Consider the following 22,117-nt stretch of genomic DNA (forward strand, 5'->3'; position numbering starts at 1 on the left):
GTTAATGGCAAAACATGTAATACGGGAAAAAAGAATGAAAAACTGAAGTAATCCTTGTCTTATACATCAAATAAATTAATTTCTTTATGCAACAAAATATTATAGAACATCGGAGCCATTCATAAGACGCTTCTTAAAGGATTCCCTATTTCCAGAGATTGATGTATAATTAATCAATAAGTTCTTATTTAATTCTAATATGTTAAATAAAGATGAATAATTATATAAAATGCTCATGTTGATAACACTTATTATGTTATCATTTTATACTTAAGCATATAGATAACGAGAAGTATTTATTATGTCTCAAGCTAAATTTATGTCCCGAGCTCAATTTAACACTGTGGATAACAGCAGCGATGGAAACTGCCTGTATTATGCTTATGGTATATCGCTGATGTATTATTTGCGTAAAAATGGAAATAGAGAAACAGCGGATAAAATATTTACCAGGCTGGGATTAGGTGCTGAAGAAAAAGCAAAACTTTTTTATTTATTGGAAAGTGAAAAAAATAAGCCTTTTACATCCGCTCATATAAAAAGAATAATTGAGCCCATACTTGGCCCTGCATTAAGGCAATTTGCTGCAAATTCGACTTTGCGAAATTTTGAAGATAATCCAAAAGGTTCATCGTTATTTGCTGCAACTAATTATGCGATGATCTATCTCTTCAAAAAAATGCTTGAGCAAAACAACCATCCTTCTGCTTATTTGCTGTTTCAATCAAATAATTTTGATGATGAAGATTATACAGAGGCAGAAATATTTACGGTCAAAAATGTGGGTGTAGATGAAAACGATGAAGTAGAAAAAGGCCTGGATGAAGTAGAAAAAGGCCTGGATGAAGTAGAAAAAGATCTGGATGAAGTAGAAAAAGATCTGGATGAAGTAGAAAAAGATCTGGAAGCGGAAAAAAGACCAAGAAAGAAAAAGCAACCACATATGTGTGATGAAATGGAGCGTTTTATGGTCGAAAACTACGGAACTATTATTGAGGTCTTTAATGCATGGCTTTCTGGGAATCCACGACCTGAAAATTTTGATGAATTTGGAACATATATCCGTCTTGCAAAACAACATCTAGAAGAGGTGATAGGTGAGATGACTGTGGCGTTCTTTACGCAAAATGGCTCAAGAAATCTTCATGCCTATATTGACCATTTAAATACTAATTACAGGTGGGGAACAGAAGAAACCCTTTTCTTAATGCACTGTAGTCTTCAACACGAGGTACGAGTGCCTATTGATGAAGTAGGTCGTGTGGAAATTCGCTATGATACCCCTATAACCTTAAAGGTTTATCACGATGGCCAACCTCCTGAGAATGACGAAAACGTGGATGAGACCCCTGATATGATTTTAAATAATTCAGCTAACGTCCATTGGCTATCTTTAATTGATTCTAATTTTCACTCAATAAAAAGTGAGCGCATTTTAAGAAATGATCTCTTAGATATAGTAGGATTTAACGCTTATTTACAACAGCTATTTGAAGAAGCCCAAGATCTGGAACAGAAAGATAAACCATTAAGTGACGAATTATACACACTTCATAAAAAGTTGAAGATAGAGAAAGAAAATTATCTTGCCAAAGACTCTCAGATTACAAGAGAAACGTTTGCAGAATCATGTAAAGCCATACTATCAGACGCAAATACCACAGTAGAGTTGCAAAAACAGAGCGGCGCGAAAGACGTAATTAGTTCATTACTTAATTGCCTTTATCTCCTTTGTACATTAGATTTTAGCAACTTGCTTGCAGGAAACTGGAATGTGGTGAATCCATTATCAATTGATACAACGTATCATCAAGTAGGCCTAATGAAAACAGTGCTTAATAATTTAAGAGATAGTGAAGTTCCTGATGATCATCAAATGAAGTTGCAGTAGTTAATCAAATTGCTTCAGATTTTCGCGCTTACAGCAGGTCTAGGAATCATGCCAATAAAATCGGCATGATCTAAAATACTATTTTTATATCAGCTATTACTTAATTGTCTGCAAATGCCCTATCTTCTAAAAAGATAGCTTATTTAGAATATTCTGGTGGCTTTGCAAGCTGCCTCATTTCTTCAATATCAAATGATTTGTTCTTCATACCACAACATCAAGTTTTTACTAAATGAAATAAGATCGCTGCAGATGTACACAAAAAAATAAGAAAATTTAAAAAGATCCTTTTTGGGGACATTTTTATTCTCAAAATAGATTTATTTTTGGAGCCCTACTGTTAGAACTCTGAACACTGGAATTATTTTTTATTGAATTCATCAAAACGATGTACTGATGGGTCCAATCGATCTAAAGCTTGGAAAGGAAGCATCCAACCTGGATATTCAGGAGGTAAGGCACTTACTTCATCTAACTCTTTTATTTCATCCGCAGATAATTTTAATGTCAGGGCTGCTAAATCTTCTAATTGTTCTATGCGTTTGGCACCAATAATTACAGAGGTTACAGCAGGTCATGTGAGCAACCATGCTAATGAAATCCCAACGACACTACTATTATGTTTTTGCGCAATAGCTCGGAGCACGTCAAGAATCCTCCAGACACGCTCCTTATCGAGGATGGGGAAGTCAAAATTAGCGGGGGGGGCCAAATAATGCCAAGCCTTGAGTACGAAACCAGTGTTTATCCTCTCCAATAACATACTTTTTTAATTCAGGAATTGCTTGAATATCTGGATAGCCTGTTGTTACAAAATAACTTTTCCCCATAATGTAATGCTCTTTAATATCTCTAGACGGGGTAACCAGTATATGTCCATCAGGAACAATTTTGACTAATTGTTCCATAAAGTGACCTATATCTTTTTCTTTTTCTATCCCATTTTCAACACCTAAAAGATAAGGAACAAAAGCAGTGTCAAAAGTCTGCTTTTTATCACTCATAAGTATATTATCTACAGTGCCCACATGAAACTGGATGTTTTTATCCAATTCAAAATTACTTTGGGTTTTAGATTGAATAGCACGTTGAACCAGCGACACCATGTAATGGATATAAGCACGTCTTAATGAATTAGGATGAATGACCCAGAACAAAAAATGAGCCAATTTTCCGCTAGATAGAGTCACAAGCGGTGGATACCAGCATGTAAGTGCAGCAAATAATTCACCAATTGATGGCAATGGATTTCCTTGGGCATCGTATTCACGATAAAGGTAATACTTTTTAAATGCTTTCATCCAGGCAACCGTAATGGGATCTTTGTCATAGGCAGTAATTGATTTTGCACCAGCTAATGCAAATAAAAAACTACTGTTCCCATATCCAGGAATGATCAAGACATTTTTTCCTTCAATATCGGCTCGAATATCATATCGATTTTTTTGGTGCTCAGCCAAAGCGGATGATAAATAACGCTCAGCTCCCATGGGATATATTTGAACCTCTTTATCGTCAGAGAGTCTTGTGACGCGTCGGTCTAAAAGCCATTTTTTCTCTTGTTTGCTTAAAATGGTTTCGTAAGCTGGCATAAAATTCCTAGGTTAATTCTCATGATTGTTTTAAGCGCAATAACTTTAAAGAATGCGTAGTTGGTTTTGTAGCATATTTTCGTCCCAACTTCTGTGTAGGCCGCTCAATAAATACATGTAGAAGCCAAGACAACAATAGAGAGCCAATACAAACCAAAGCAAGTGCAGTCGAAATTTTAAAATTCATATCGAGCATCACCCGAAGAGCAACATATCCTGCAATACTATGCACGACATACAAAGGATAACTAATATCAGCTAAAAAATTAACTATGGGATTTGCTTTAAAAAAATGAGGAAATGTGTAGGCAAACATAAAAGTCAGTAAAGAAAAAGCGTAACTCCAAGCCAATATCAAGTTTTCTGAATAAGGTCCAACCCACCATGCAATGCAAAAGCTGATAAAAAAAATGCCTATTAAAAAATATCCTGTATCGGTTGCAATTTTATGGCAGTATAAATAGTGGAACGTTACACCAATAAACATAAAAATAATATATGGCGATGACATCATATAAATTTCTGCTCTGATAAAGGCAGGTAAATTTTTTATCGCCCACATGGGGAGCATGTGCGACATGTAACAACTAACTAGAAATAAAACTGCGGGAATAAAAAAAACCTTGAGTGAGTCATTGCGAAACCAATTCATTGATAAAGCTACAATAAGATAAAATTTCATTTCTACTTCAAGAGTCCATATAATTATATCTATATTTCTTGACTCAAGAATATCTCGAGCTCCAGGAATATAGTGTATTAATACTTCCTGAAAGGAATAAGGCCAAACCGATAAAAAATATTTTCCGCATAAAAAAAGAGCGAATAAAGTAATACTAAATCCTATTACGTAGGTCGGAATAATACGAAAGAAACGATTGACGCAAAAACCTACGCTATTTGCTCTTTGGAGTGAAAAAGGAATAACAAAACCACTGATAATAAAAAATAAACCTACTCCATAAGCTCCCCAATCAAATAGCGGAAACAGGTTAAGCCATACTACATAAAACGGGGTTGCATGTGTTTCGGGAGAGAGTAAGGGTGCATGAATCAGATAAGCAATAGAGTCCCTCTTATACCAAAAAGTACTTAAAAAATGAGAGAGTAGAACAAATAATGCTGCAAGACCTCGTAAAGTATTTGCAAATTCGATCTTGATATTAGCGTGTAAAATTTCACTCATAAACGAAGACCTGAACGCCCTTTTCTTAGATTATTAACATACACCATAGATATATTCACTCTTAGATTTTTTATTCAAATCAATAAGATATTGTATCTCACCCTGATTTACTTGACCATTATCCGTTCTTATCTGAAATTATTTGCAACAAAATTTTTCAGCACTATTTTTTTGTTGTTCATCAGTTTTTAATAAAAATCAACGTCTTAAATTCATATTTTGTCCAAAATAAAGTCTTTTGCCGAAAAATAAGCCTAATTTATTTTTTAAAGTGCTAAAATAATATTCAAGTAGGTCATATAGTGAGGCAATCATGAAATATAAAACAACCGTGGAACTGCAAGGTAATGGTTCTTTAATTATGAGAGATGGAACATTAGAGAAAAATGGAGATATGATTTTTGGATATCATGCACTTGTAGCAATTTGCGGCGATCAAAGTAAAAAGAAGCATACATTTGAAAACGGTAAGCAATTTTCTGTAGAATCAATTGGTCAATTACATTCAGAGAGATTGAAAATTACCATCAGTCCGGAGTTTGCGCAAGAGGCTATTGCAGTACTAAAAAAGGAGTATCCAGGATTAGAAATAAAGGGTGAGCGTCCTGATCTGGAGCAAGAAAAACAGTATGTTCCCTAATCAGCAATGATTATATGAGAGGCTCATAAGCTCCTAGGCTATGAGCCTTTTTTCATGCAGCAGCATCATCAAAAAAATTTATTTAGCGATAATAGTTTACAAATTAACAGAATAAATTCATTATCTTAAGCCGAAGATTAGTATTGATTAGGACCTTCAAGGCTAAATTTAGTGTTTCTATCATTTGTATCGCTTGCACGTGCTAGAGACTTGAACGTTGAAACTCAATTTAACCATTTTATTTAAGGAAAAATGTATGGCTAAAATTCTTTGTGTTCTCTATGCTGATCCAATTAATGGGTATCCAAAATACTATGCACGGGATTCGCTTCCCAAAATAGAACACTACCCTGATGGACAAAATACACCTACACCTAGGACTCTTGATTTTAAACCAGGTGCTTTACTTGGTTCCGTATCTGGTGAGTTGGGATTACGTCAGTTTCTTGAGGCACAGGGACATCAATTTGTGGTGACCTCAGATAAGGAAGGTCCAAATTCAGTTTTTGAAAAAGAATTACTTGATGCTGATGTTGTTATTTCTCAACCCTTTTGGCCAGCATATTTAACCTCTGAACGAATTGCTAAAGCAAAAAAATTAAAATTGGTAATTACCGCAGGTATTGGTTCTGATCATGTGGACTTGCAAGCAGCAAAAGAAAATAACATTACAGTAGCTGAAGTAACCTATTCAAACAGTATCAGTGTCGCGGAGCATGTGGTCATGATGATCCTTTCTTTGGTACGCAATTATCTGCCGTCTAATCAATGGGTTATTCAAAAAGGATGGAATATTGCTGACTGCGTTGTACGCTCCTACGATCTGGAGGGAATGACAGTAGGTTCTATTGCATGTGGACGAATTGGCTTGGCAGTGATGAAACGTTTAAAACCTTTTGATGTGAAGTTGCATTATACAGATCGCCATCGCTTACCTGAAAAAACCGAAAAAGAATTAGGTCTTGTTTTCCATCATCATGTTGAATCACTGGTACAAACGTGTGATGTAGTTACTATAAATTGCCCTTTAACTCCAGAAACTGAAAATTTATTTGATGAACACTTGATTAATAAAATGAAGCGAGGATCTTATTTAATCAACACTGCTCGAGGGAAAATATGTGATCGCGAAGCAGTGGTGAAAGCATGTGAAAATGGTCAACTTGCTGGCTATGCAGGGGATGTATGGTTTCCACAACCCGCCCCAAAAGACCATCCATGGCGAACAATGCCTCATCATGGTATGACCCCACATGTTTCTGGAAGTTCTCTATCTGCACAAGCGCGGTATGCTGCGGGGACGCGTGAAATTTTGGAGTGTTGGTTAGAAGGACGCCCTATTCGTGATGTTTATCTTATTGTCGATAAAGGCAGATTTGCTGGAACAGGGGCGCATTCATATGCTGTTGATAATGTGAGTTTAGACGCTGTAGAAACGTAGAGACTGAAATACCGATATCTATTCCTAAATGTTTTAAGTGAAAGAAAGCAGGCAAAAATCAGAAGCTTTTTTGTCTGTTTCTTTTAACTCCCGAAGGTGTATCAATCTCATTTATTATAAAAATATTTTCCCAAAAATCATATAGAACATCTATACTAAATTATGATTTAACACTATGAAGGGAAACATCATGTATAAAAAAATGGTACAGACTGCTGCATTTGCAATTACTATAGCGCTCAGTCCACTAGTCTTAGCTCATTCCGGTGAATGTAGAGAAGGACTGAAAAGCATGGTTGAGTCGCTCAAACTTGATGAAAGCCAAAAATCTAAAATAGAACCCATCTTAGAACAACTTAAAACAACAATGAAAAATAATGCAGAGCAAATGAAGGATTTAAGTAAACAAATCAATCAACAAGCTGAATCCGCATCTATGGATCAATCCACAGTTGACGGTTTAATTGATAAAAAAACAAAACTGATTGGTGATATGATTAAAGCTAAGGTAGCAGCAAAAAATCAAATATATGCAGTCCTTAAGCCAGAACAAAAAACAGAGCTACAAAATAAAATGAACAAAGTGAAAGAAAGAATGGCAGAAAAATTTAAAAAATGTCATGAAGAATAAGAGTTGTCTGATTTCAATCCAGGAGCAATTTTTTTTGTTCCTGGATTTTCAATGAAGCAGGTACTTAATGTTATTAAACGAATATCTTCAGTGTGACGGGATTGAGCTGGCAAAAAGAATCAAAACAGGTGAAATAAGCCCTGATGAAGCCATGAATTGTGCTCTTTTACGAATACAGGAAGTCAACCCTGCCCTCAATGCAATTGTTACTGATTGCTCTGATTTCGCAAAAAAATGTCTCGCAAAACTTAGTGGCAACGAGCCCTATTATGGCGTTCCTTTATTAATTAAAGATTTGGGACATTCCATTACAGGAATACGCAGTACAGAAGGATCTCGTTTTTTTGCTAGGAATATTGCCCCGTTTACCAGTGATTTCGTGAATAAAATGCTTTCATTAGGTTTTATACCTATTGCAAAAACAAATACGCCAGAACTGGGTCTCTCTTATGTTACAGAATCTGTTTTATTGGGCCCCTGCCGTAATCCTTATGACCCCAATAGAACCTCTGGAGGCTCTTCTGGTGGTTCAGCAGCTGCAGTTGCAGCAGGTATTGCCCCTGTTGCCACAGCAAGCGATGGGGGTGGTTCTATTCGAATCCCTGCTGCGTGTTGCGGATTATTAGGATTTAAACCGAGCGCGGGTTTAACGCCAACAGGCCCTTTGACTAATGAATTATGGTCTGGTTTAGCTGTAAACTTTGTCTTAACACGCTCTCTTAGAGATTCAGAAGTATTATTTACTCAATTAGCGGATCAATTCCGTGTGCGTCCTCTTCCCGCTGATAAAAGATCATTGAATATTCTTTACTTAGAGGGAATTTTCGCATCGGTACCTGTTGCAATACCTTGCCTTGAAGCAGTAAGCAAAGTTGAAGAGCTCTTTAAAAAAGCAGGCCATACAATTCAGAAGAAATACTTAGCGCTGGATCTTAATGCGATTGGTGATTGTGTAATTACTCTTATTGCAGCAAATACATATACTGTGATTAAGTTTCAAGAAATTCAATTAGGAAGGAGAGCAACCCCTGAAGAGCTCGAACCAGTTACCTGGGAATTTTATCAACGTGGACAAGCCCTTACTTCATATGAATATCTCATTGCAAAAAGCAGGTTATACCAACTTACTCAGCCATTACATCACTTGCTCACTCAAAATGATGTAATATTAACCCCAGCTTTAGCTCAACTGCCTTTATTTATAAATGAATTAAGAACTGATGATGCATTCGAGAGCTATTTACAAAAAAACGTAGAGTTTTCTCCATTTACTTCGGTATTTAATCAAGCGGGCCTACCCGCAATGACGCTTCCTGTTATGATGCATAATCAACTTCCGGTATCAATACAATTGGGGGCTGCTCAAGGAAATGACTTGCTGCTATACTCCCTGGCAAAAGAACTACACACTATGTTACCAAATTTTAATCCAAACATAGTATCGTAAATAATGAGTTAACCCATGCAAAAGAATCGAAATACCATGATAGAGTTTTATGATTCTCTACCTCATGATGTAGAAGAAATAATGAGAGAGGATCTTGTGGCTTATGAGACCACTCATGGAATTGATGTGAATTATAAACCTTTCTGTCTTGTTTTAAGAGGGAAAAATCAAGAGATATATGGTGTGCTGAATGCATTTACTGCATTTGCCGAGATTTATATTGATGATATGTGGGTGCATCAACACCATCGTAATAAAGGGTATGGGAGAATGCTGCTGCATGCACTTGAAGAGCAATTTCAAGGAAAAGGTTTTAACAATATAAATTTGGTAACCAGTGCATTCCAATCTCCTGATTTTTATAAAAAATGTGGTTTTGAAATAGAATTTATCAGGAAAAATATAAAAAATCCCAAACTGACAAAAACATTTTTTATTAAATATTTTAAAGATGAAATCCAAACCCAAGGGAGATGTGGGCTTTCAACAAAGCCGGCGATCAACTTTCTTGTAAAATAGTCACGTCTTTATTGTAAAGTCACAAGCACTGAACTTAAGAAGTAATTTTGGAGGTTGCCTGTACAAGCTCATTTAATCTAAGGGGGGCCTATTGATGTATTATCATCTTTAAAGAATTGCGTGAATTTTTTTGCAGCTTTTTGAAATATATTTGCATCAGCCCCTGTAAATTTTTTCCAGTCTTTTTTCAAATTTCTCAACCCTGAAAGGTCCAGGCCCTGCTCTATAACTAGTATAAGCTGAACTACGAGTGACACCTTTAGCTTCGGCTTTAAATTTATTTCTAAGTCCTTCTTTAACCTCTTCTGATAATTTGGGATCCTGCGTTTCTAATTCCTTAGTTATCCGTTTTAATAGAGAGGAATAGCCAATAGAATATTCTGTAAGTTGATTAATATGTCAATACCTCAGTATTGATGTGGTTTTGATAATTTTAAAGCCCCCAGGGAAGGAGGCTTTAGAAGATTCAATTGCTATTTGCGGAATTCGTTTGACATCGGATTATTTTTATTCATATTTTGAATGCCGAGGTCTTTGATAGCACCTCTTTTTTCAGACATACCACCCGTTTTAGGCATACCGCTATCAGTAGTCATACTCGGTTTTGGAGCATTCTGATTGGTGGGTACGTTAGAGTGCATCATAGTTGGTTTTGCTGGAGCACTTTTAACCTCTGCTTTTCCCTTTGAAGCAGCAGATGTTTTGCCTGGTGCGGCTGCTTTAGAACTCTTTTTAAGGCTTGCTTTTTTAGCAGCAGGTGACGCTTTTTTAGCAGCAGGTGACGCTTTTTTAGCAGCAGGTGACGCTTTTTTAGCAGCAGGTGACGCTTTTTTAGCAACAGGTGATGCTTTTTTAGCAGCAGGTGATGCTTTTTTAGCAGCAGGTGATGCTTTTTTAGCAGTAGATGCAGCCTTTTTTGCAGCAGTCTTAGCCGTAGTAGTTGCTTTTTTTATACTTTTTTTCATGGCAGATGAAGCTTCGTTCATTGCTTTTTTAGTGCTTTGATCCATATTTCGAGGTACATTGAACCAATGATGCTCAAGGATATTGAACGTTTCTCTCATATAATTCAGAGTCATATTACTATTTTGGATAAATAGCTCCATATTTCGTTCAAAAATATCTTCTGGTTTCTTCAAGCTTAATAAATCCATTGGCTTCATTAAGGATAAGTTTTGCATCATTTTAACATTGAGTTCCATTAGTTTTTGCATTGGCCCCTCTAAATTGTTAAACATTTTTGGCTCAAAAAATTCGGGTTTCATTCGCATCTCCTTATGTTGCATTGCACAATTCAAAGATTAGTTATAATCAGTTGATTTGTCAAATAAAAATAATTCCCATAGGTTTAAACGTATTACCTGTTTTTATTTTTAGTGTATTTTTCTTAATAAAATACACAATTCAAAAGCTGAAAATTCATAGGAACATTACAATAATATATTGATACTTATGATTCATAAACAATATCGCATAGATTATTTGCGGTAAATATATTTTTTATAAAAAGCAATAGCATAAATCCTGTTTTTTCAGGTAGGATGAATAGGGTTTTTATTGTAATTATTTCAAGGAGAGTATCGTGGGCAAACTTACTGTTGATGGAATGACCGCAGTTGAAAGAGCAAAAAAAGACCGAGCTGATGCTTTAAAAACATTAACTTCCAAGCCATTTAACTTAAATGATGAGGAACAACAAGCTGCACTTAAAAAATATATTAATGATTTCGAGTACAATGCAAATCTAATGTATCTTTTTCAAGGAATGAGTACTGGTTTAACAGCTTGGGGTGGCACCTGGCTTGCAGGATTTCTTTTGCCAATTCCTGAGTTTGCCAATTACTTTCTAAGTATGTTTCTTTATTGTGGGGCTGCAGGCTATATTCTTCAAAATTTCAGTCTTGCAGATTTCCATAACCAACTTGATGAAATGAAAGTTATTTACAACTGGTGCTTGAAAAAAAATCAACCAGAATATGATGGGGCAACAGATAATACAGCAATACTCTCTAATCCCAATATTCAACGTATGATTAAATTAATGGCTCCCTTATGTACAACTGAGTTTATATTGGTATGGAAAAAAATAACTGCAGCAGAAGAAACTAAAAGCTCTATTTGGAGTGGTTTCTCCTATGCTTATTCTCTCTTCTCATCGCCTAAATCCGATGTTGATCTCAATCGTCTTCAGGATCTAAAGGCTAGCGTCGAGCGACGAGAGCTTGATGTTGGAGTGTATAAGGGCGTGGAAGGAGCAATTCGTTATTTTGCAACAGACGTTCATTTCCGAGAGCTTTTAATGGCAAAAGTAAAACAACCCGTCGAGCAAATACGAGAGATGTTACCCTCCGTCCTTAGTTTAGGACATTCCAAATCTGAATAATTGCTATTTCCTATGTTACCCGGGTACTGCGAAGTAATCCGGGTTTTCTAAGAAGCAGCGCAAATGCGGACCGAATTTTCAATAACTGTTACCCCGATGAGATATCCTATCTCGGGTTTAATTGATTCCCCATAATCCACTATGATAATATTTCGCACTTTTTAATTTTTGATTAGAATAATATAAATGCCCCGCTCTCATTTAGTCTCAGAACAAAATACACATATTTTACTTAAACTCCCTTTGGAGATATTAATTTATCTTGCTTTTAATTATCTTGACTACGATACTGCGACTAAATTCATAGCAATAGCCCTTCGCAGCAGTGCAGCACTCTCTGTTGAACTTAATCACCGCGAGCGTTCAATAAAGAATCTTAGTCAAGCTTATCATGACAACCAAAAGCGCTATTCAGACTATTCATTAACAACAGATATTAGTGCTGGACCTGATTCAAGTTTCTATTTTTCATCTGGAAGATGGTTCGGATGTGGTTTCATCCCTTGGAGGGAACAATTGGAAGTGAACACTCCTCAGGCACTTACATTACAATACAGTCGGCAATTTATATTCAATTTCTGGCCTACTAGCCCTCAACCATTAAAGCCAATTAAAATTGCTTGCTCAAACCTAGAAACTCTGTTTCTTACAGCTTCTGGCGATGTCTACATCGCTCGCTCAAATGAAGCGAGTTCAAGTTGGTGTTTCGGATTTGCGAAACTTGTTTTGGAAAAACTTTCTATAAAAGATGTAGCAGATATATGCGCGGGTTGTGATCATTTTTTATTACGAACTAAAAACGGTAAAGTATATAGCTTTGGAAATAATCGTCATGGGCAATTAGGATTAGGTAACTTTCTAGAAAATGCGAGTACTCCTGAATTAATCCAAGAACTTGCGGACAAAAAAATTATGTCTATTTTTGCTGGAGGTGATCACTCTTTTTGCATTAGTGACCATAATGAAATCTACGGGTTTGGCTGGAACGAGTTTGGACAATTGGGGACAAAAACCACTGCACGGAGTCAATATACCCCCCTGCCTATTGAGGCATTTGGGAAGGAAATAATCACTGATATTGCCCTTGGTTTTAATCATACAATTTTTCTTAGCCAAACAGGAATAATGTACAGTTGTGGAGAAAACTCTACTGGCAAACTTGGTTTAGGTAATTTTGAAGATCCAGAGAGACCAACGCAAATTTCTCACTTGGCACACTATAAAATAGTTATGGTAGCCACAGGTGATGCCCATACCGTATGTCTAACGGATAATGGCCAAGTGTTTGGTTTTGGTAATTGTGAACGAGGGCAGCTTGGTTTGGAGTGTAAGGAAACGAATATTCCAATGCCAATTAGTTCATTGCCAGATAAAATTATCAAGATCGTCGCCGGTGACTACCACACACTGTGTCTTTCTACACAACGAATCGCCTATGCTTTTGGTCAAAATAAAAACGGTCAATTAGGGCTTGGACATAGTAAAGACGAATATTTACCACACAAAATTACCCCAGTAACTGAAACGGTAAGCCCTGCACCCGCTAGTCCGAGGTAGGATTTAAATTACAGAGTTGGAGTTTGACAAATGCGCCACTAGGGCAATTTTAAAAGGGAACAAAGTTCAACTCTTTAGAATGATGTACCAACTGAGGTTTGATAAGAGTCAATTTGCATTTTTCTTAATTCTGAAATTCAGCACGCAACGTGCACTTTTGTTACATAGAGCACGATAAAATTGTTGCAGTAAAACTACTTCTTAAATAGAATCCTCGAGGTAATGTTTTAATTTTATTGCCATGGTTATCATACCCGTAACATAATGATTTTCCACTTGCTGCCTTAGGTCTAACCTGTAAATATTCGCCTGCTTGCGCATTAAGCGTTTCAAGATGACCAGTACTGATTTGAAAGGATAAATGGTTCCAATCAGCTTCCAAAATACACTCCTGTTCTGCATTAGGCGACCATAAAAATCCTTGTCCAACTCTTCTTTGCAGATAAGAAATATCAGTATCCCCTTCAACAGGAACCCATAAAATTCGTTTTAATTTGGCATAACACTGCGATGACTTCCATTGCTGCTGATGAATTGTAAGCAATGGAATAGAGGTAATAAATGTTGATTCGGCGGGTTTACCCGACTTATTTAGCGGAAGTGTTTTTAGTTCTACACCTAAGCCTTGGAAATCAGGTAATGACTTATTCTGGGCATCAGTGCCTAAGGCTAATTCAATTGCTTGACCAACCCACCCTTTTCGTTGGTTCGGCTGAGTGGGAATAAGCAACCCCAAGCTCAAACCTAATTGTGCAAAACTAAGGCCTGCAATACGGGTACAGCGCTCGAGCAATTCAGCTTCAGTTTTCGGTGGTGGTCTGTTTTTTAACAGTGAAATCACCTTGTCCCTCTTTAATTTCAATGGCAAGTGGTTCAATTGGAGGCTTAATATTTGCTGCTTTAAACTGAGCCATAATAGCAAACAATACCTTAGACCGTACCTCAAAACGAGTATGTACTTGGACGTTAATGAAATATCGAGCCTCAAACTCAAGTAACGCTTCATCAATCTTCTTAAGGAAAACTTGAGCAGGTGGATCTGCAACGATTTCTGGAGTTGTAGCCAAAATATCCTGTATGAGTTGCTGGACCATAACCGCATCATCAGAGCGACTCACTTTGATAGGAACAACTGTTCTAACAATACCGTCCTGATGTGTCCAGTTGGTAAATGGTTTATTAAATGTTTCCGCATTGGGAATCAGCACTTCCATATTGTCCCAGGAAGAAACTCTCATGGAACGGATGCCAATATGAGCAACTCGTCCTTCGTGTTCACCAATGGTCACTAAATCGCCTTCACGCACGGGTCTTTCAACAAGCAGCATCAGCCCACCTACAACATTGCTGGCAAAATCACGCAAACCAAATCCCATACCTACGGCAAGTCCTCCAATAATCATTGACATACCGCTAAAATCAAATCCAAGTATATGAAGAGAAACAAAACCACCTAAAAGAACAATTGCATATTGACTAAAAACGGAAAGGCTATTACGTATGCCTACATCTTTAGCATTTTTAAATACCCAGCGATAACAAAACTCCCTCGTCCATTTAGAAGCCCAAACAAAAACAGCAAGCAGAATAAAAAACTCGATGGTACTGGTAACAGTAATGTGGATCCCTGGGATATTTACAACAGTATATTGTGCAAATTTACCTAAGTTGACCATCACTAATGAATCGGAATACCAACCGAACAATTGGAAAAGAACATGAATGCTTGCCAGGAGTAGCAGGATTCTTAAAATTTTATCTAATGGTTTTAAAAAAACTTCTATCCATAACCACCCATTACGTAATGAAGAAATCATCAATTCAGAAAATAATTCCAGTGCATCGAACAATAAACCTCGAGCAAAAATATATCCTACAAGTACAAGTAGTACATAAGCCTGATATTGGCTCATACTCCATGCCAAACTAATAAATCCTAATAACCCAATTACTGCTGTCGTAAACAATGTTGTAGGAACTAGAATAACCAACAAGTATATAGCGTTTTTGACATACCCTTTTTGGCTCTTTAACATGGGACCCAGAAGATAAGGAATAACATCTTTACTTTTCCATGCCACCAAAGAGACTGTGAGAATAAAGAGCATAAATAAGCGATTAAATATATCTTGAAGTAGTATCGATAAAGGGAGTAAATGGCCTATAGTCATTAAAGCAGTAGTCCATCCACCGAATAGCAATAGCCATTTTAGTCGGTAATAAAGTTTGACGTCCTTACCCGATGAGTCAGAGATACGTTCTAGTAATACCAAGCGCCCTATTAAGATTAAAACTCTAAAAGTAAACCAAACAGCGATTAATTTAAAGAATAATTGATAATTAGAAAAAGAAATATGAGTTATGTACAGCAGTGCCCACAACATAGTCGCAATACAAAAATAAGGTAGGTTTCTTTGAATTAAAACAAGCGCTCCATCATATAGGTACCCTGTTAAACGTGATCGCTCTTTTTCCCGTCGCAGTATCTTTAATATACGACTTATCATAAAGAAAAAAATCGCAATAAAAGCAAAACCACCCCATAAAATTACCATGGATAAAGGACTTAGCCACAAATAACTGTCATAAACCTTTAAGCTTAACGTCTTTATGTATTTATAAAACAGACTTGGAATGGCCGCTATTTTCTTCAGAATAATTGGCCAACTGCTTATACTGTAATCAGCAAGGGTTTGTCGAGAGGACATCAACTTTTTGAGCTGGGCTTGATAATCAGACAAACTTTTGACCAGAAGTTGTTTTTGGATGCTCGATTCTTTAAGTTGTTGGGCCAATGTTTTTTGTAAAGAACTTATTTCTCTCTTTAAACTTGGCGCTACAACAAGTTTGGTTTCATTAGTAAGAAAATTCCCAATTTGCCCAATGTTTTTTTCAACCTTAACATATTGATTTAATGCATCTTTATAAATGTCTGTAATGAGCTGTAAATTTTTTGTATCTGGATTTTTAAGATAAATAATATCGGCTTTGACCACGGTTCTTTGTATATTTAAAGCGTTCAAATGGTTTTGAATTGCCGCAATATTTTGATTGTTAATCAACAGCATCGCTTCATGATCTGCTACTGTAAGTGGTGTTAATGACTTTGACTTTTTAATTGGTTGAACCGTACCATTGCTTTCATAAAGGAGATTTAAGCGTTTATTGAGCTGCTCTTTTAATGATCTAATGTGTACGAGTTTTTGTTCAAGTACAAAATTTGAATGCCACAACTCCAAATGCTTTATTTCATCATTGATAGTGGCTTGAAATTCCTTGGCAAGCTTCAGATTTTCAATTACGAGTTCAGTCGTTTGTTTGTTAATGGCCAGCAAATTTTCTACTTTTTTTACTCGCTCAGGGATGGTTGTATTTTCCTTGACGATAGGCATCTGCTGAAGCAGCTTTAAACGTTGATTTAAACTGTTTTGCTCTTTATATTGATGATCGAGAAAGCTTTCCAAACTTGCAATTTTAACACTCGACATTGAAAGTATCGCTGATACTTGTTTCATTTTAGCACTGAACTCTTTCTCACTTTTAAGCAGTATTGGCTGTTTTGCATCCTGAATGGCGGTTGTTAAATGTGCTTTTTCTTGAGTTAAGTATTCAGTAAATGTAGCCTGCTTTCTTACAGGAGGAGCAGAAACATGAGCAGCTGTGGCAAAGGAAGAGCAAAAGAGCAAAAATAAAAATGCCCAATATTTTCGATTTACAGCAAATACGCTTCCTTTCCCTAAGAAGGCACCACTCCTGCTGCGAATACAACGATCCTCTTCCAAATTGGCTCTAGTACCAACCGGAGAGCAAATCCTTGACATCGCAGGTATAATCGATTTTTTTACCAGGTTAGCAAAATGTCTACCAAGCTTTAATATGTTATTTAGTCTGAGTAGTTGGAGCAAGTCTTATTCCCAATTCGGTTAGTTGTGCGTTACCCGTAGGCGATGGCGCACTCGTTAAAAGGCACGATGCTGTTTGAGTTTTAGGAAAAGCAATAACATCTCTAATTGATGTTGAATCCGTAAGTAGCATAGCTAAACGATCGATACCCAGGGCAATCCCTCCATGTGGCGGTGCTCCATATTGTAAGGCATCCAACAAAAAGCCAAACTTTTCTTGAGCCTCTTGCTCATTAATTCCGAGTAACTCAAAAACTGCTTTCTGTAAATCAGATTGGTGAATACGGATGGAGCCTCCACCGATTTCATAACCATTAATCACTATATCATAAGCTTTCGCCAATGTGTGTGTTGGATTAGCACGTAGGTTTTCTGGTGATAAATCCTTAGGCGAAGTAAATGGATGATGCATTGGATTTAATTTGTTGGTCTCATAATCCCTTTCAAACATCGGCCAATCAACAATCCATAATAATTCCCAGCCCTCTTTGAGTAGTTTTCTATCATGTCCCAATTTTATTCTTAGGGCACCCATAGATTCATTAACGATATGATTTTTATCTGAGCCAAAGAAAATTACATCCCCTGTTTGAGCTTTTGTACGGTGTAGAATTGCTTCTACTGCTTCTGTAGAGAGAAACTTTAAAATAGGTGATTGTAACCCAGCCATTCCCTCATCAAGATTATTTACCTTAATGTAGGCAAGACCCTTAGCACCATAAATACCTACAAAACGACCGTAATCATCCAAATCTTTTCTGCTGAGATCACAACCATCAGGGAGTCGCAAGGCGATCACTCTGGATTCTGAATCATTGGCAGCAGTAGAAAATACTTTAAAATCACATTCTTTAACTAGGTCTGCTACATCAATCAGCTCTAAAGGATTACGTAAATCAGGCTTATCGCTACCAAATCGTCGCACAGCTTCAGCATAAGGCATTCTATGTAACTTTTCAGGTAAATCCACATTAAGAATTTGCTTAAAGACTATTTTTAACAGGCCTTCAATAAGATTTAAAATGTTTTCTTCATCAATAAAAGCCATTTCAATATCAAGTTGTGTGAATTCAGGCTGCCTATCAGCACGTAAATCTTCATCACGAAAACAACGAACAATTTGATAATACTTGTCAAAGCCCGAAATCATTAATAGTTGTTTAAAAAGCTGTGGGGATTGAGGTAAAGCATAAAATGATCCTGGATGAACTCTAGAAGGAACCAAGTAATCGCGAGCTCCCTCTGGAGTTGCCTTTGTAAGCATTGGTGTTTCAATATCAAGAAAGTTATGCTGATTGAGATAACTGCGAATACAACTATTCAACTGATGCCTTACGACTAATTTATGTTTCATAGAAGGCCGCCGTAAATCGATATAACGATACTTATAGCGTAGGTCTTCATTTACGACTTGGAAATCGTCAGGTAAGAATGGAGGTGTAGGTGATTGATTAAGAATTTCCAATTTGGAACCGACTACTTCAACTTTACCCGTAGTCATGGCTTCATTAATCATTCCATCAGGTCTTTTACGAACAACCCCGGTAATTCGCACAACAAACTCAGAGCGTAATTTTTCCGCATCTGAAAAAGATGTTTTATTTTCAGGTTCATATACTACTTGTAATAATCCAGAACTATCACGAATATCAAGAAATATGACACCACCATGATCGCGACGATGATGTACCCAACCACATACAGTAACCTCTTTGCCTAAACTTGACTCATCTACACCCAAACAGTAGTGTGTACGCATATAAAAACCGCCTATTTAATTTTACAGATTGTTTGCTAATGCTGCCTCTGAAGGTGGCGGCATTACTCCTAAAGAAATTATAAATTTTAGTGCCTCATCAATACTCATATCTAACTCAATAACATCATTTCTAGGAAGCATTATAAGAAAACCTGATGTGGGGTTAGGAGTAGTAGGTATGAATACCGATATCATTTCCTCTTTTGTTTTATTATTTATTGCAGTATTTGCTGTACCTGTTTGAAAAGCGATAGTCCATAATCCTTTACGAGGATACTCTATTAAAACTACCTTACGGAAAGCCTCACTATTTGTAGATAATACCGCATTAATTACTTGTTTTACTGTTTTATAAATTGAGCGAACAAGAGGAATTCTGCTCAGAACAGATTCTCCCCACCCTACTAAGCGTTGCCCCAAATAATTGGTAGCAATTACGCCGGTAACGAGTAAAATGATAAGTGATAAGATTACTCCAATGCCTGGAATATAATGCCCAATGAGTTGTTCAGGTTGATATGCTTTGGGGATTAAAGCCACAGTATTGTCGAGTAAGTCAATAATAAAGCGTAGTACGCCTATGGTTATAAGTATGGGTAACCATACCACCAATCCAGCGAGTAAGTAGCTTCTTAATGACATCGTTTTCACTTGGTATCACCATCTTCGGTAGTTTTAGAAGATGAGGTGTCTTTTGTTTTTTCCGCTGAGGCAGAATCATCATTTTTGGCTGCTTCCTGGGATTTGCTGTTTTTATTTTTAAAATCGGTAGCATACCAACCGCTACCTTTAAGTTGAAAACCAGCCGCAGAAATAAGCTTAACTACAGTATTTTGATAACATACGGGGCACTGCGTTACCGGCTCATCACTGATTTTTTGCATTAAATCAAAATGATGATTGCAACTTGTACATTGATATTCATAAATTGGCATCGAAAACGACTCCATTAACTTCAGATAGTTTAATCTAACCTAGCATTATAGCTAACTCAGGAAAGATGAACAATATGTAAGCCTGGACAAAGACCGGATCATGCCTCTGAGTACAGATTATTAGGGTCTGTTTACATTTAAATTTTAATAAATATTTTTCGTCGGTATAAAAATGCAGCCACTAAAAAATTTAAGAAAAGGAAAAGTAATGAATAAAATAGTCCCGTGTTTTGTGGACTAAACCCTCCAAACAAATATTCTGCAATTGCAACTCGCAAGACATCTTGTGATCCATTCGGCAAAGGAACAACAAAAAGGGATTGAATTTTCAGTAAAATGACGTGGAAAATGAAAATAAATAATGCATTCATGCCAAAAATCTTAAATGGCAATGACCATTTTTTATAACCTAATACGTCAATAACAAAAAAGCACAAGCCAAAAACAATAAGTGAAAAACCACCACTCCATAAGACAAAGGTGCTTGTCCATAAATTTTTATTAATTGGAAAATTATAATTCCATATCCATGCTAATAAGAGAGATAATATTCCTGTTAAAATCATGATGATACTTTTCTTTTGCTTACTGATTGATGTCAGCAAAAAATGTCCGACTAAAAGTCCAAATAGAGTAGTAGCAATCGCTGGTAGAGTACTTAATAAACCTTCAGGGTCAAATGTTTTCGATAATAAACGTGTGGGAGTAAGCAACATCTGATCCACATACCCAGGCCAATTTCTTATTATGCTTAATTGATCAACGCCAGGGGCAGGAATTGGAATCTGAGTCAGAAAATACCAATAGCCTATAAGAATACCCAGGAAAATAAAAATTTGTGTTTTAACTGATGTATGAAGATAGAGAAGAGCACAGATAAAATAACACACAGCGATACGTTGTAGAATGCCATAAATCCGTACTGTTGATAAATCAAAATGAACTGGGAACATATTGAGAAACATTCCAAAGAAAAATAAAAGAAAGGTACGAGTGCAAATACTTCGATATAATAATGTTTTGCTCTCTTCTTTTACATGTCGTTTCAAACTAATGACGGTAGTGATTCCTACTATGAATAAAAATGACGGGAAAACTAAATCCGCTAAAGTACAACCATTCCATTCAGCATGCGTCAATATAGGGTAGGAAGTGCGGGTCCCCAAGCTGTTGACCAAAACCATTAATGCCATGGTCAATCCACGAAAAACATCTAAAGATAATATACGGCTGGTCTCAGCTGAATTACTGCTCATAGAATCTTCTTTAAAAAACAAAGATCATATCAGGATACTAGGTCGTCTTCAAACCACGTACTGGAACATCCATATGATATACGTAGTGTTTGATGATTTGTTCTGCTTGTTCACAGGTTAATGGTTTACTAATCGCCCCTTCCATAAAGTAATGCTGACAATCGTATTTTACTACATCAGCCTCAAAACCAGTTAAAGCAATAATAGGAACATGATGTTGCGTATTTTTTTCTTTTTGACGCAACTTCTTTGCAACTACATAACCTGAAGAGTCTTCCAATCCAATATCCATCAAAACTAAATCATATTTTCCTGGATGAAATAATTTTATGGCACTATCAGCGGAATCTGCTATATCGACTTGGCAATGTAACGCGGTTAATAGAGCCTTCTCAACATTTTGCGCAATGATATTGTCTTCTACCATGAGGACTGTCGGTAAATATCCCTCTTTTTTCAATGAATGCTTAATCCTATCATTGTTTTGTTGTAAAACATCAAGATGGATTTCAAGTTCCTTATTTAAAGTTATATCGTTTAAAATAACGATCAAACCAATTATTTTGTTATTACGATCGTGCATCGGTATGCGAGATGAGAGAAAGTAAAAGGTCTTACCTGAGCTGTCCTCAATCGGTTTTTCTGTTACATTATTTTGAGGGACGCCCGAAAAAATTACTTTCATATCATCTAATTTCAATTCTTCGATTCGTTCCTTATTCCAATGAACAAAACGTTCCATTTGCTGATAAGGAGTGCCTTTTAAATCGCTGTGTGTATTTACCCCTAATAATTTGATGAAATTGTTATTACATCCTTTAAGATTGCATTCAGTATCCACCCAATAAACAATATTGGGCATTGAATTGATAATTTCCATATAATATTGATGTATGGAATCAATATCTTCTTGAGTCCTGTTTTTAGTGTGGGAAGGCATGCAAATACTCCAAGAATTATTTATTTTGCATGTAAATT

18 protein-coding genes are annotated in these 22,117 nt (G+C 36.4%); 8 read left to right on the plus strand and 10 right to left on the minus strand.

Going from position 1 to position 22,117, the window contains the following annotated elements; all coding sequences use genetic code 11:
- Nucleotides 1-301 precede the first annotated feature (301 nt).
- The gene (locus tag LXO92_RS11230) at nt 302-1,891 is read left to right on the plus strand and encodes a hypothetical protein (protein WP_232890999.1); all 1,590 of its coding nucleotides are present in this window, start codon (nt 302-304) and stop codon (nt 1,889-1,891) included.
- A gap of 695 nt (nt 1,892-2,586) precedes the next feature.
- Here the strand turns inward: LXO92_RS11230 and LXO92_RS11235 are convergent.
- Both LXO92_RS11235 and LXO92_RS11240 read right to left on the minus strand, forming a co-directional pair.
- Nucleotides 2,587-3,483, minus strand: coding sequence for an ABC transporter permease (locus tag LXO92_RS11235; RefSeq protein ID WP_182349680.1), 897 nt, complete (start codon nt 3,481-3,483; stop codon nt 2,587-2,589).
- 19 nt (nt 3,484-3,502) lie between these two features.
- A complete protein-coding gene (locus tag LXO92_RS11240; RefSeq protein WP_232891000.1) occupies nt 3,503-4,669 on the minus strand; it encodes an acyltransferase family protein in 1,167 nt (388 codons plus the stop codon).
- Between the two features lie 313 nt (nt 4,670-4,982).
- Between LXO92_RS11240 and LXO92_RS11245 the strand changes: the two genes are divergently transcribed.
- From LXO92_RS11245 to LXO92_RS11265, 5 genes are all read left to right on the plus strand, one after another.
- Nucleotides 4,983-5,309: a hypothetical protein gene (locus LXO92_RS11245; protein WP_182349682.1), complete on the plus strand. Its 327-nt coding sequence runs from the start codon at nt 4,983-4,985 to the stop codon at nt 5,307-5,309.
- A gap of 256 nt (nt 5,310-5,565) precedes the next feature.
- Nucleotides 5,566-6,750 (plus strand): NAD-dependent formate dehydrogenase, encoded by a 1,185-nt coding sequence (locus LXO92_RS11250; RefSeq protein WP_182349683.1) that lies wholly within the window; start codon nt 5,566-5,568, stop codon nt 6,748-6,750.
- 190 nt (nt 6,751-6,940) lie between these two features.
- On the plus strand, nt 6,941-7,381 hold the full coding sequence (locus LXO92_RS11255; protein WP_182349684.1) for a Spy/CpxP family protein refolding chaperone: 441 nt from the start codon (nt 6,941-6,943) through the stop codon (nt 7,379-7,381).
- A 67-nt stretch (nt 7,382-7,448) separates the two neighbouring features.
- Nucleotides 7,449-8,828: an amidase gene (locus LXO92_RS11260; RefSeq protein ID WP_232891001.1), complete on the plus strand. Its 1,380-nt coding sequence runs from the start codon at nt 7,449-7,451 to the stop codon at nt 8,826-8,828.
- A gap of 15 nt (nt 8,829-8,843) precedes the next feature.
- Nucleotides 8,844-9,347: a GNAT family N-acetyltransferase gene (locus LXO92_RS11265; protein ID WP_232891002.1), complete on the plus strand. Its 504-nt coding sequence runs from the start codon at nt 8,844-8,846 to the stop codon at nt 9,345-9,347.
- Between the two features lie 473 nt (nt 9,348-9,820).
- Here the strand turns inward: LXO92_RS11265 and LXO92_RS11270 are convergent, their stop codons facing one another.
- Complete coding sequence (locus LXO92_RS11270) at nt 9,821-10,612, minus strand: hypothetical protein (protein WP_232891003.1); 792 nt, start codon at nt 10,610-10,612, stop codon at nt 9,821-9,823.
- A 317-nt stretch (nt 10,613-10,929) separates the two neighbouring features.
- Here LXO92_RS11270 and LXO92_RS11275 point away from each other — a divergent pair, with 317 nt between their 5' ends.
- Entirely contained in the window at nt 10,930-11,730 is an 801-nt protein-coding gene (locus tag LXO92_RS11275) for a hypothetical protein (protein ID WP_182349688.1), read from the plus strand.
- Between the two features lie 186 nt (nt 11,731-11,916).
- Complete coding sequence (locus LXO92_RS11280) at nt 11,917-13,287, plus strand: RCC1 domain-containing protein (RefSeq protein ID WP_232891004.1); 1,371 nt, start codon at nt 11,917-11,919, stop codon at nt 13,285-13,287.
- A gap of 160 nt (nt 13,288-13,447) precedes the next feature.
- Here the strand turns inward: LXO92_RS11280 and mutH are convergent, their stop codons facing one another.
- The 7 genes from mutH to LXO92_RS11315 form a co-directional block, all read right to left on the minus strand.
- Nucleotides 13,448-14,128, minus strand: a complete 681-nt coding sequence (gene mutH / locus LXO92_RS11285; protein ID WP_182349690.1) for a DNA mismatch repair endonuclease MutH — start codon at nt 14,126-14,128, stop codon at nt 13,448-13,450.
- Complete coding sequence (locus tag LXO92_RS11290) at nt 14,088-17,192, minus strand: mechanosensitive ion channel domain-containing protein (protein ID WP_232891005.1); 3,105 nt, start codon at nt 17,190-17,192, stop codon at nt 14,088-14,090. The genes mutH and LXO92_RS11290 overlap by 41 nt, the downstream gene beginning before the upstream one ends.
- A complete protein-coding gene (gene aspS, locus LXO92_RS11295) occupies nt 17,167-18,948 on the minus strand; it encodes an aspartate--tRNA ligase (protein ID WP_232891006.1) in 1,782 nt (593 codons plus the stop codon). Before aspS ends, LXO92_RS11290 begins: the two co-directional genes overlap by 26 nt.
- Before the next feature lie 21 nt (nt 18,949-18,969).
- Nucleotides 18,970-19,599, minus strand: coding sequence for a DUF502 domain-containing protein (locus LXO92_RS11300; protein WP_182349693.1), 630 nt, complete (start codon nt 19,597-19,599; stop codon nt 18,970-18,972).
- Nucleotides 19,596-19,883 (minus strand): FmdB family zinc ribbon protein, encoded by a 288-nt coding sequence (locus LXO92_RS11305; RefSeq protein WP_182349694.1) that lies wholly within the window; start codon nt 19,881-19,883, stop codon nt 19,596-19,598. The genes LXO92_RS11300 and LXO92_RS11305 overlap by 4 nt, the downstream gene beginning before the upstream one ends.
- A 137-nt stretch (nt 19,884-20,020) precedes the next feature.
- On the minus strand, nt 20,021-21,139 hold the full coding sequence (locus LXO92_RS11310) for an acyltransferase family protein (protein WP_232891007.1): 1,119 nt from the start codon (nt 21,137-21,139) through the stop codon (nt 20,021-20,023).
- 37 nt (nt 21,140-21,176) lie between these two features.
- Entirely contained in the window at nt 21,177-22,079 is a 903-nt protein-coding gene (locus LXO92_RS11315) for a response regulator (protein ID WP_182349696.1), read from the minus strand.
- Nucleotides 22,080-22,117 lie beyond the last annotated feature (38 nt).

This window comes from Legionella resiliens (assembly GCF_021344005.1).
GTDB classification, from domain to species: Bacteria; Pseudomonadota; Gammaproteobacteria; order Legionellales; family Legionellaceae; genus Legionella; species Legionella resiliens.

Coding starts and splice junctions, on each gene's coding strand:
- LXO92_RS11230 (WP_232890999.1), top strand. CDS start 302: ATGTCTCAAGCTAAATTTATGTCCCGAGCTCAATTTAACACTGTGGAT.
- LXO92_RS11235 (WP_182349680.1), bottom strand. CDS start 3,483: ATGCCAGCTTACGAAACCATTTTAAGCAAACAAGAGAAAAAATGGCTT.
- LXO92_RS11240 (WP_232891000.1), bottom strand. CDS start 4,669: ATGAGTGAAATTTTACACGCTAATATCAAGATCGAATTTGCAAATACT.
- LXO92_RS11245 (WP_182349682.1), top strand. CDS start 4,983: ATGAAATATAAAACAACCGTGGAACTGCAAGGTAATGGTTCTTTAATT.
- LXO92_RS11250 (WP_182349683.1), top strand. CDS start 5,566: ATGGCTAAAATTCTTTGTGTTCTCTATGCTGATCCAATTAATGGGTAT.
- LXO92_RS11255 (WP_182349684.1), top strand. CDS start 6,941: ATGTATAAAAAAATGGTACAGACTGCTGCATTTGCAATTACTATAGCG.
- LXO92_RS11260 (WP_232891001.1), top strand. CDS start 7,449: ATGTTATTAAACGAATATCTTCAGTGTGACGGGATTGAGCTGGCAAAA.
- LXO92_RS11265 (WP_232891002.1), top strand. CDS start 8,844: ATGCAAAAGAATCGAAATACCATGATAGAGTTTTATGATTCTCTACCT.
- LXO92_RS11270 (WP_232891003.1), bottom strand. CDS start 10,612: ATGAAACCCGAATTTTTTGAGCCAAAAATGTTTAACAATTTAGAGGGG.
- LXO92_RS11280 (WP_232891004.1), top strand. CDS start 11,917: ATGCCCCGCTCTCATTTAGTCTCAGAACAAAATACACATATTTTACTT.
- aspS (WP_232891006.1), bottom strand. CDS start 18,948: ATGCGTACACACTACTGTTTGGGTGTAGATGAGTCAAGTTTAGGCAAA.
- LXO92_RS11305 (WP_182349694.1), bottom strand. CDS start 19,883: ATGCCAATTTATGAATATCAATGTACAAGTTGCAATCATCATTTTGAT.
- LXO92_RS11310 (WP_232891007.1), bottom strand. CDS start 21,139: ATGAGCAGTAATTCAGCTGAGACCAGCCGTATATTATCTTTAGATGTT.
- LXO92_RS11315 (WP_182349696.1), bottom strand. CDS start 22,079: ATGCCTTCCCACACTAAAAACAGGACTCAAGAAGATATTGATTCCATA.